We start from the raw sequence: 9,748 nt of genomic DNA, 5'->3' as shown, positions 1-9,748 counted from the left end.
AGTCACTGAATTGACGAACCTACCTAGCGTTGCACTTACTATTTGAACCTGTGATACATAAATCAACCAGATTCATTTCAAACCGATTTATTTATTTCATCAGGAATTAGTCATGAGTAAAAAACTCACTCAAAGCTTTGCGATTGCACTCGCACTATTGAGTAGCAGCGGATTTGCTGCCACAAAAAATATCGATATTAAAGCCAATATCGTTGGCACTTGTGCCTTTGTTAATGCGGATGCAATCACACTAGATTTTGGCAGTTTAACCGAAGGCACTGCGCCATCCCCACAAGAAGCTAAAGCTCAATTCTGGTGTACTAAAGGTACGACTGTGAATCTCACCGCAAACGAAGGCGCTAATGCCGTAAGTTCGCAAATGAATTTAAAATCAACAACAGGCGATACAGAACTGATTCCTTATGCTTTAACACTCAGCAAGGCATCAGAAATTGGCGCAGGAAAAAGCAATCCAATCGAATTAACAGTCAACGCAACGATGGAAGCTACCGCGGCAGATAGCAAACCCGCAGGCGACTACAGCGATACCGTAACTTTAACGCTCTTGCCATAAATAGCTTAGTTGTTCTCTCTCGCACCTTGTCTGTCGAGAGAGGGTGCTGTGCAGATAAACTGCCATCTTTACGCTATAAATAATAATTTCCTGATGAAGTACGAAAAATGCAATGGATTCTGACTCTAGTCATCGCGCTGACCAGCACATTTCTTTCTGCCGGTGAGTTTGCCATTAGCCCAATTCGGCTCGATTTCACCAGCCAAACCAAAAGCCAAGCGATTACCGTCAGCAATAATGGCAATACACCATTACGCATTGCGCTAGTGCTTAAACGCTGGACGCAGGATGCTGCGGCCAATGATGTGTATCTCGAAGCCCAGCAAGATTTAATTTATTTCCCGCGCCAATTTGAATTGCAGCCCAAGCAAAAACAAGTGGTGCGTATTGCGCGCAAATCTGCTGCCCAAGAACAAGAATCCGCTTATCGCTTGTATTTTAATGAGCAACCCAATAGCGCAGCCGACTCAGCGCAAAGTGGCAATGTGGCAATGGTGGTGAGTTTTGGTGTGCCGATTTTTATTGAAGCTCAGCAACAGAAAATCGACCTCGAAGCTAGCCCGATGCATATCGAACAGAAAACACTCAATTTCACCCTCAGCAATACTGGCAATGTGACGCAAAAATTGCGCCAAATTCAAATCGGCACGCAAGGCGCGAGCATCAAGCAATTTGATAATTGGTATTTACTGCCCGGCGCAACGCGGCAATATCAACTACCACTGCCGCCCAATGCCTGCAGCGATCAAGCGCAAGTCATCAAGATTGAAACCGATCACTCCAATATTGAACAATCTTTAAACATTCCTCTTCAAGCGTGCAAATCTTAAACGCTTTATTTTTTATTGCACTGATCAGCCCTGCCCTTGCTGCCGATCCACTGATTGTGGCGCTAACGCTCAATGGGGTCGCGCAAGGTGATGTGCCAGCTTTATATGACAATGGAGAGTATTGGATTGCAGGCAGTGCATTAAATGGGCTAGAGGGCGATACCCAGAATGTAATCCAGTTTGAAGGTGAGAATTACTACGCAATTAACTCGCTTAAAGGCCTACACAGCCGATTCGATCCGGCGCAATTAAGCCTTGAGCTCACCGCCGATGCGGGCCATTTTGGCGAAAACGAAATCAAACTCAGCCACGATCCTAGCCAGCTGTATGCCGCACCGACTCCTTTATCGTGGTATCTCAATTATCAACTGTCGCTGCGAAAACAAAGCCAAACACGAGGTGTGGATTTTCAATTTAATCCAACCCTCAACATCAATCATGGTTATTTAAACTTGCGCAGCGAACAAAGCTTTAACCATCAGCCAGATCAATCAGAATGGCGGCGCATTAATACCTTGCTAACTTACGACGTGCCGCAATCCATGTTGCGCTTTAGCGTCGGCGACATCATCCCCACCACAGGGCCATTAGGTCAGAGCCAAGCCATGGCCGGGATTGGCGTTGCCCGAGTCTTTGCCATGCAGCCCGATTTAAATACCAGCCCCAGCGCTCAATTCCAAGCGCCCGTAACCCAGCCATCAACCGCTGATATTTACCTCAATGGCCAACAAATTTCGAGCCAAAACTTACAACCTGGCGTTTATAACTTTAATGACCTTAGCTACTACACCGGCTTACAAGATGTAGAAATCGTCATTCGCGATAGCAGCGGCCATACGCAGCGCTATCGCACACCATATTACTTTGATGACTCTTTACTCAAAGCGGGCCTGAGCGAGTTTAATTACAATGTCGGCGTTGCTCGGCAAAATGGCAGTTTTAATACTTACCAAGGCCTCACCTACTCCGGCTACCAACGCTTTGGCCTCACCGATTGGCTCACGCTTGGCGCGCAAGCCAGTGGCCAAAGCAATCAGCGCCGCGTTGGCGTGCTGGCCAATATCGGTCTAGGCACCTATGGCACACTGGGTAGTGCCTCATCATGGGCCAAGCATGCTGGACAAAACAGTGGTTCAGCCCAAGTTTTACAGTATCGCTTTGTTAATCAAGCATTCAGCATTGCGGCGAATGCACGCCGCCAATCGCCTCATTTTCTAGCCAAAAATAGTCTGTTTGCCGAACTGAGTGCACCCGATTGGTCGACTGATTTGGGCGTCAGTTGGGGCCGATCAGATTTAGGGAATGTCAGCCTGAATATCGGTCGGCAACGGGGGAAAAACGAGCAACAAACTTTTACCCGCTACCAAGTCGGCTACTCGATCTCACCAATTCGCTCAGTCGCCATTAGCACGCAGCTGCAATTGCAGCAATTTGCCAAGCAACGCCAATTCAGTGGCTTTATCAATCTATCGTGGTATTTTGGTCAAGGCAGTAGCCTCTATCTGAGCAACCGCACGCAAGACGGGCGGTATTTAACGAGTGGCAACTTAAGTCAAAGTACACCGCAAGGCCAAGGCTGGGGCTATAACATCGGCGTACAACAACAAGAACAAGGCACTGACTACAGCGCTTGGCTGCAAAATAAGCAGTCTTTAGGCCAAATCGAGCTGTCCTTTCAACAAAACAAGCAATTAAACCAAAGCATTAATAATGGCCAAATCACTTGGTCGAGCGCTCTGGCGTATAGCGGCGGGCATTACGCCCTCACTCGCCCGATCAACCAAAGTTTTGCCGTAGCGCAATTGCTGGACATTCCCGATGTAGCGGTATTACAAAATGGCAATGCCATAGCCACCACCAATAGCGAGGGCATCGCTTTCTTACCGGATTTAGCCAACAATAGCTGGCAGCAAATTAGCGTTGATCAATCCCAAATTCCATTGCATTACAGCTTACCGCAGCTAAGAAAAGACGTTTTAACTGGTAATTATAATGCGCAAAAAATCGTCTTTTCGGCGCGAGAAATTGCAGCGGTTACTGGGCAATTACAGCAACAAGATGGTCAAGCGCTCGCCAATCGGCGTGTCACCATTGGCAATGCCAAGCACCAAATTGAGGTGCAAACAGCTTTAGATGGCTATTTTTATACTGAAGATTTGCCGGCAGGAAAATATACGTTTCAGACCAACAACTGTACCGGCACGCTCGAAGTCCCAGCAAGCCAAGCCATCGTGAATGAAATTTCACCGAGTATTTGCAAGGAATCGCTATGAAGCACCGGATTTTCGGCTTAATTTTCACTGCGATTAGCGCAGCCAGCTGGGGCAGCAGCTGTAGCATTTCACTGCCCACAGGCGATTTGGGCGGCTATGAACCGTCAGTTAACGAAGCAGGCATATCGATTCAACAGGCATTTTGGGTCACCTGCCCCGCAGGCACCCCCTTGGTGATTACCGCTGGGCCCTCACAAACCTCGGGCAGTATTCAAAATCGGCAAATGCGCGGCAGCCTCACGGGCACCTTACTCAACTATCAACTCTGCCACGACTACCCAGGCGCAGGTACTTGTGCACGCATTTTTGGCGATGGCCAAGTTGGCACGCCACTCACCGCGAACGCTGCTGGCTATCAGCAAGGCATTTATTTCTGGACACATGTTTTTGGTAAACAAATGGTCGACGGTGGCGAATATATTGATTACGTTGCCATTAGCATCAATCCCTAGGGGCTGCTGCTTGCCCAAAAAAAAACGCCAAATCGGGCGATTTGGCGTGCAAAAAAACATAGGATGGAAACAATGCAATTGCATTACTTATAGGATGCTAGCCACAGCAATATTAGTCAATACTAATGCACTAGGTGTCTTGCTTTTGCCTAAAAATCGCCTAGCTAGATGAGATAACTATCAAAGCATTGCGTTTTTTCGGTAAAATCGCGTGCTTTGCTCAAAGGGTAAGCCGCCATGATACAAGTCGGTGTAGTAATGGGTAGCAATAGCGATTGGGATGTCATGCAGCACGCAGCCAAACAGCTGCAAGCGTTTGGTATCGAATTTGAATGCCGCGTAGTCTCAGCACATCGCACACCTGACCTGCTATTTTCTTATGCCGAAACCGCGGCGGAGCGTGGCTTAGCCTGCATTATTGCCGGAGCCGGTGGTGCCGCGCATTTGCCGGGCATGTTGGCTGCCAAAACCATCGTGCCGGTACTGGGTGTGCCCGTGCCTTCTAAATACTTGCGCGGCGAAGACTCTTTACTCTCCATCGTGCAAATGCCTAAAGGGATTCCAGTGGCTACGTTTGCCATCGGTGAAGCTGGCGCAGCCAATGCCGCCTTATTTGCCATTGCCATGCTCGCCAATGGCAACACTGAATTAGCCGCCAAACTCAATGCTTTCCGCGAAGCACAAAAGCAAACCGTCCTTGACATGCAATTGCCTAGCGTCGAGTAAGCCAGTAATTACAGCGCAATCCATTCTAGCGACAGGATTTATCTAGTCCAGCCTGTCGCCAGAATGCAATTTGAATCTTCTTTTGTATTACGACGCCCCCTGAGCGCAGCACGGTGCGTCGAACGCAATTTGCGCGACTGCCGATTCAAACGTGCTCGTAACACCGCAGCTTGAGGTAAAATACGCTGTTACCCGTACACCGCGCACCGCAATCAACCTACAATACCAATCAGCGCATCCGCCCTGAGGTAAAATGAAATCCAGCACAAAACCCACACCAGTGCGCTCATTTTGGTACTGGGTGTTATTTAGAGGCTGCCTACTCTGGGGCGGCCCATGCTGTTTAATTTTGGCTGCTCTGCGCTATGCGAGCGGCCAAACTAGTTTTATGGCAGGGGTATTGAATGATATGCCATTCAGCATGCTGGGTGGCGTCATATACGGTATGGGTGCCTACGGTTATAAATCGCATCAAGCCGCAAAGCACCGAATGAATACAAGGAATAATAAAGATGGCCAGTAAAGTAATTCTACCCCCCGCAATGCTCGGCATTTTAGGCGGCGGTCAACTCGGGCGGATGTTTGCCAGCGCGGCAAAAAACATGGGCTATGGCGTTACCGTGCTCGATCCCGATTCGCACGCACCTGCGGCCGACTTTGCCGATGTTCATTTGTGTAAATCCTTTACCGATCCGGCCGCTTTGCAGTATATGGCCAGCCATTGCGCCGCCATTACCACCGAATTTGAAAACGTCAACGCCGACTCAATGCGTTGGCTAGCGAGCCAAGGGATTCCGGTATCACCCAGCGGCGATTGCTTGGCAATCGCCCAAGATCGGATTGCCGAAAAAACCTTTATTCGTGATGCTGGCTTAGACGTTGCGCCCTTTTTAGCGGTAAAAAACGCCGGCTGTTTAGATACTGATTTAAGCCCTTACTTACCCGGGATTTTAAAAACCGCGCGCTTAGGCTACGACGGCAAGGGGCAAATCCGCGTCAAAACCTTGGATGACGTGCGTTTTGCGCATGCGGAAATGAAACACCAACCCTGCGTGCTAGAAAAAATGCTGTCGCTCCATAGCGAAATCTCTGCGATTGTGACCCGCACTCGGGCCGGTGAAATCGCCTGTTTTCCGGTGGCCGAAAACGAACACGTCAATGGCATTTTAGATGTCTCCATCGTTCCAGCTCGGGTGAGTCCCGCTTTGGCTGAGCGCGCCCGAAGCATGGCGATGCAATTGGCCGAAAAACTCAATTACATCGGCGTGATGGCAGTGGAATTTTTTGTACTCGACAATGAGCAATTGGTCATTAATGAAATGGCCCCGCGCCCACATAACTCAGGCCATTACACCCTTAACGCCACGCTGACCACGCAGTTTGAGCAGCAAGTTCGCGCCATGTGTGGTTTGTACCCCGGTAAAACCGATCTACTGAGCCCTGTTGTCATGGTCAATTTATTGGGTGATGCATGGCAAGACGATGGCAGCGAACCCAATTGGGAAATCCTGATGACGGCGCCCAATACCAAGCTGCATCTTTACGGTAAAAAACTCGCGCGACCGGGGCGTAAAATGGGTCACTTTAACGTACTGGCTGCCAGCGCGGATGCGGCACTTGAGCAAGCCAACGCGATTAAAGAAACTTTGTAATAGGGTCTGATGATGTTTGGTTTTCTGCCGCGAAAAACGCCCAGCCTGCCGGGTTTGGTGACGGATGATTTAGATAATGTCAGCCTAATGCTGCGTTACCAAGCGCAGGCGTAGAAATGACTACGCTGCGCGATTTGGCTAAATATCAGCACCAGCTCAATCGCGCAGCAAATCCAATTCGGGCAGCGGGTATGTCCGCCTATATGCGGCATCAATTTAGCTTCATCGGCATACCCACTCCGGTTCGCCGAAAACTCATTCAAGCCATCGAAATCTCTGCCGCACAGCAATATGGCGAAAGCGACTTACTCCAGCTCGCTCAAGCCCTGTGGCAGCAGCCTGAACGTGAATACCACTATTGCGCCATTGAGTTACTGATCCGCAGCCAAGCCAAACTCAGCCTTGCGGCATTGCCGATCATCGAGCAATTAATTTGCACCCAAAGCTGGTGGGATAGCGTGGATACGCTCGCCAGTAAAGTTGTTGGCCAACTCGCTCGCCGTGAGCCAGCGCTGCTAACCCAGCTCGATCAATGGCCAAGTTCGCCGAATTTATGGCTACGCCGCACCGCGATTATTTATCAGCTCAGCTGGAAAGCCAATACTGATACGGTTCGCTTATTTCACGCCTGCCGTGTGAATGCCGCTGACACTGATTTTTTTATTCGCAAAGCCATTGGTTGGGCACTGAGGCAATACGCCCGCACGGACCTGCTGGCAGTGCAGCAATTTGTTGCACAAACTGCACTTTCACCGCTATCGCGCCGCGAAGCACTCAAGCAACACCTTCAGAGTATCTAAGTAGAAAATTTCGTTACACTGACAAGCATCAGTTAACATCAATCTATTCTTTCGTTGCCATGGTGTAAATGATGCCTGAATCGACTCCATACACTTTTCGCCGTGCCGCACTGGACGACCTACTCTTAGTCGTGTCATGGGCTAGATCGGCCGAAGAATTACGCTATATTTTTCCACGCGCGGCGTGGCCTGCCGAAACGCTGCAGTTGGTCGAACACTTAGCGAGTCACGAAGAAAGCTTTGTCGTTTGCGATCAAAACCGCGTGGTTGGCTTTGCCAACCTCTATAATCCGCGCGCACAAAAAACGTGGATTGGGCATTTCATCGTTCATCCCGATCACCGCCGTAGTGGTGTGGCGCATTTTTTGATCAGCGCCTTACAAACCATTGCTAAAGAGCGCTATCAGTCGCACACCTTGGCCACGATTTGCTTTGAAAGCAACCCAATTGGATTGGCGTTTTATCAACGGCTAGGCTTTACCATCGCTGGCTGGGAAACACGCTTAGATCATCGCGCAGAAGGCGCGAAAGTTTTTCGCCTAGAAAAAAACCTCGGCGAAATCGAGCCTAGCCCAGAAAGAACACTGCGCAGTCATGCACAGCAGCACTAATTCAGGCAAAATAGCGGCCTCAATTTCTGAATCTTGGTCCGCCAACGACCAAGGTATCCGCTGCTTCTGGAGATCTGTATGTCCGGCCTTACTACGACCAACCTCACTAGCCTAAAAAAAATCTATTCTGGCAAAGTGCGTGACCTGTACGAAATCGACGACCAACGTATGTTAATGATCGCCACCGATCGCCTGTCGGCATTCGACGTTATTTTGGCCGAACCGATTCCAGAAAAAGGCAAAATTCTGACTGCGATTTCCAACTTTTGGTTTGAAAAACTCAAAGACGTGGTGCCTAGCCATTTCACTGGCGATCAACCCGAAGACGTGGTCTCGAAAGAAGATCTACCGCAAGTGATCGGCCGTGCCGTAGTGTGTAAACGCCTCAAGCCGGTCCCAGTTGAAGCCATTGTGCGTGGGTATATCGCTGGCAGCGGCTGGAAAGAATACCAACAGAGCAATACCATCTGTGGCATCCCTTTACCTGCCGGTTTACGTGAAGCCGATAAATTGCCAGAACCGATCTTCACCCCGTCGACTAAAGCTGAACTCGGTGATCACGACGAAAACATCAGCTATGCACGCTGCGAAGAAATCTTGGGCGCGGAACTTGCCGCAAAGGTGAGCGCAACGGCGATTTTGCTGTACAAAACCGCCAGCGAATACGCCGCCACCCGTGGCATTATCATTGGGGATACCAAATTTGAATTTGGCCTCGATGAAAACGGCACCTTATGCCTAATGGACGAGGCATTGACCCCTGACTCAAGCCGCTTCTGGCCTGCAGACCAATACCAACCGGGCAGCAACCCACCGAGCTACGACAAACAATTCGTTCGCGACTGGCTAGAAGCCACGGGCTGGGACAAAACGCCACCAGCACCGGCACTACCGCAAGAAGTAGCAGAAAAAACGGCGGCCAAATACCGCGAAGCGCTGGAAAAACTAACTAAATAAACTAACGCCCTTCGGGGCGTTTTTTGCACGCCAAAGTCAGCGCCTACTTACAGCCAGCATACTGTCACAGCCTGGGCTAAAGTAATGACGCACAACCACCGCATATCAATTTAAGGACCCGCACAATGATCATTCAAAGCACCAGCCACGACCTAGCAACGCCAACAGGGGTAATGCGCACCTACCTACACCAGCCAAGCGATGGGCGGCAATACCCTACGATTTTGTTTTATTCAGAGATTTTCCAGCAAACCGGCCCGATTGAGCGCGCTGCGCGTTTGATTGCCGGTTATGGCTACAACGTATTGGTGCCCGAAGTATTTCACGAGCTCAATCCGATTGGCACCGTATTGGCGTATGACGATGCTGGTCGCGATAAAGGCAATGCCGACAAAATGGCCAAATCAATCGAAGGCTACGATTCGGACAATGTCGCGCTGATTGCTTGGGCGAAAACACAAGCGTGGAATAACGGCTTATTTGGTGCGATGGGATTTTGTATTGGCGGCCATTTAGCGTTTCGCGCCGCGCTACAGCCGGAAATCAAAGCGACCGCGTGTTTTTACGCTACCGATTTGCATGCGCATGTGATTCCGAATCAAGCTGGCCAACACAGCATGGATAGATTGGCGGAAATCAGCGGTGAATTATTAATGATTTGGGGCAAGCAAGACCCGCATATTCCTGCCGCAGGTCGCGCCCGCGTTTACCAAGGTTTGGTCGCAGCAGATAAAACCTTTACTTGGCATGAATTTAACGGCCCACACGCCTTTATGCGCGACGAAGGCGAGCGTTATGACCCACAACTAGCCGGCTTAGGCAATCAACTGGCGCTCGACTTATTTAGCCGCCGCTTGCGCGCCTAAACTGCGG

10 protein-coding genes are annotated in these 9,748 nt (G+C 49.8%); all 10 read left to right on the top strand.

Annotated elements, in window-relative coordinates; genetic code table 11:
• The first annotated feature begins 112 nt into the window (after positions 1 to 112).
• Positions 113 to 574 (top strand): spore coat protein U domain-containing protein, encoded by a 462-nt coding sequence (locus tag Q0V82_RS03575; RefSeq protein ID WP_297572763.1) that lies wholly within the window; start codon positions 113 to 115, stop codon positions 572 to 574.
• Between the two features lie 107 nt (positions 575 to 681).
• On the top strand, positions 682 to 1,404 hold the full coding sequence (locus Q0V82_RS03570; protein WP_297572761.1) for a molecular chaperone: 723 nt from the start codon (positions 682 to 684) through the stop codon (positions 1,402 to 1,404).
• On the top strand, positions 1,392 to 3,677 hold the full coding sequence (locus tag Q0V82_RS03565) for a fimbria/pilus outer membrane usher protein (protein WP_297572759.1): 2,286 nt from the start codon (positions 1,392 to 1,394) through the stop codon (positions 3,675 to 3,677). Before Q0V82_RS03570 ends, Q0V82_RS03565 begins: the two co-directional genes overlap by 13 nt.
• Positions 3,674 to 4,129 carry a spore coat protein U domain-containing protein gene (locus Q0V82_RS03560; protein WP_297572757.1) on the top strand — a complete coding sequence of 152 codons (456 nt, stop codon included), beginning with the start codon at positions 3,674 to 3,676 and terminating at the stop codon, positions 4,127 to 4,129. The genes Q0V82_RS03565 and Q0V82_RS03560 overlap by 4 nt, the downstream gene beginning before the upstream one ends.
• A gap of 237 nt (positions 4,130 to 4,366) precedes the next feature.
• Positions 4,367 to 4,855: a 5-(carboxyamino)imidazole ribonucleotide mutase gene (gene purE, locus Q0V82_RS03555; protein WP_297572755.1), complete on the top strand. Its 489-nt coding sequence runs from the start codon at positions 4,367 to 4,369 to the stop codon at positions 4,853 to 4,855.
• Between the two features lie 512 nt (positions 4,856 to 5,367).
• Complete coding sequence (locus tag Q0V82_RS03550; RefSeq protein ID WP_297572753.1) at positions 5,368 to 6,507, top strand: 5-(carboxyamino)imidazole ribonucleotide synthase; 1,140 nt, start codon at positions 5,368 to 5,370, stop codon at positions 6,505 to 6,507.
• 116 nt (positions 6,508 to 6,623) lie between these two features.
• The gene (locus tag Q0V82_RS03545) at positions 6,624 to 7,307 is read left to right on the top strand and encodes a DNA alkylation repair protein (protein WP_297572751.1); all 684 of its coding nucleotides are present in this window, start codon (positions 6,624 to 6,626) and stop codon (positions 7,305 to 7,307) included.
• Positions 7,308 to 7,378: 71 nt separating this feature from the next.
• Positions 7,379 to 7,918, top strand: coding sequence for a GNAT family N-acetyltransferase (locus Q0V82_RS03540; protein ID WP_297572749.1), 540 nt, complete (start codon positions 7,379 to 7,381; stop codon positions 7,916 to 7,918).
• Between the two features lie 78 nt (positions 7,919 to 7,996).
• Positions 7,997 to 8,875 carry a phosphoribosylaminoimidazolesuccinocarboxamide synthase gene (locus Q0V82_RS03535; protein ID WP_297572746.1) on the top strand — a complete coding sequence of 293 codons (879 nt, stop codon included), beginning with the start codon at positions 7,997 to 7,999 and terminating at the stop codon, positions 8,873 to 8,875.
• A gap of 125 nt (positions 8,876 to 9,000) precedes the next feature.
• On the top strand, positions 9,001 to 9,741 hold the full coding sequence (locus Q0V82_RS03530) for a dienelactone hydrolase family protein (protein ID WP_297572744.1): 741 nt from the start codon (positions 9,001 to 9,003) through the stop codon (positions 9,739 to 9,741).
• The last annotated feature ends 7 nt before the right edge of the window (positions 9,742 to 9,748 follow it).

This window comes from uncultured Deefgea sp., assembly GCF_947072475.1.
In the GTDB taxonomy this organism is placed as follows: domain Bacteria; phylum Pseudomonadota; class Gammaproteobacteria; order Burkholderiales; family Chitinibacteraceae; genus Deefgea.
Note: the sequence above shows the minus strand (reverse complement) of the source record. Positions and strands in the feature narration are given on the sequence as shown.

Excerpts from the sequence above, each read along its gene's own strand:
- Q0V82_RS03550 (WP_297572753.1), top strand. The coding sequence starts at position 5,368 with ATGGCCAGTAAAGTAATTCTACCCCCCGCAATGCTCGGCATTTTAGGC.
- Q0V82_RS03530 (WP_297572744.1), top strand. The coding sequence starts at position 9,001 with ATGATCATTCAAAGCACCAGCCACGACCTAGCAACGCCAACAGGGGTA.
- Q0V82_RS03540 (WP_297572749.1), top strand. The coding sequence starts at position 7,379 with ATGCCTGAATCGACTCCATACACTTTTCGCCGTGCCGCACTGGACGAC.
- Q0V82_RS03575 (WP_297572763.1), top strand. The coding sequence starts at position 113 with ATGAGTAAAAAACTCACTCAAAGCTTTGCGATTGCACTCGCACTATTG.
- Q0V82_RS03560 (WP_297572757.1), top strand. The coding sequence starts at position 3,674 with ATGAAGCACCGGATTTTCGGCTTAATTTTCACTGCGATTAGCGCAGCC.
- Q0V82_RS03545 (WP_297572751.1), top strand. The coding sequence starts at position 6,624 with ATGACTACGCTGCGCGATTTGGCTAAATATCAGCACCAGCTCAATCGC.
- purE (WP_297572755.1), top strand. The coding sequence starts at position 4,367 with ATGATACAAGTCGGTGTAGTAATGGGTAGCAATAGCGATTGGGATGTC.
- Q0V82_RS03535 (WP_297572746.1), top strand. The coding sequence starts at position 7,997 with ATGTCCGGCCTTACTACGACCAACCTCACTAGCCTAAAAAAAATCTAT.
- Q0V82_RS03570 (WP_297572761.1), top strand. The coding sequence starts at position 682 with ATGCAATGGATTCTGACTCTAGTCATCGCGCTGACCAGCACATTTCTT.